Source organism: Fructilactobacillus sp. X2R6C1 (assembly GCF_059901295.1).
In genome coordinates this window covers 1-264 of sequence record NZ_JBWXUZ010000039.1, presented here as the reverse complement: position 1 = coordinate 264, position 264 = coordinate 1, and the positions used below count along the sequence as shown (strand labels likewise).

1 protein-coding gene is annotated in these 264 nt (G+C 34.1%); it reads left to right on the top strand.

Annotation, left to right across the window (positions count from 1 at the left end; translation table 11 throughout):
• Nucleotides 1-184: signal peptidase II (locus AC6UDF_RS07270; protein ID WP_500724210.1), on the top strand; the 184-nt coding region annotated here is incomplete at its 5' end.
• Between the last annotated feature and the right edge of the window lie 80 nt (nucleotides 185-264).

The following is a 264-nucleotide window of genomic DNA, read 5'->3' as shown; positions in this document are numbered from 1 at the left end:
AGCAGGAACCATTGGGAATCTATTGGATCGTTTTTTGGTGGGCTCCGTTACTGACATGATTCAGTTAGATTTTATTAATTTTCCTATTTTTAACGTTGCTGATTCATGTGTAACGATTGGAGTAATTGTGTTATTTTTAGTTATTTTATTGGCAAAACCTGAAAGTGAAAAACATGCAGAATAGAGAGTTTGAAGTTACAAGAAAGAATGAAAGACTAGATAAACTAGTTGCGGATCATAATGAAGACTTAAGCCGTAGCAGAG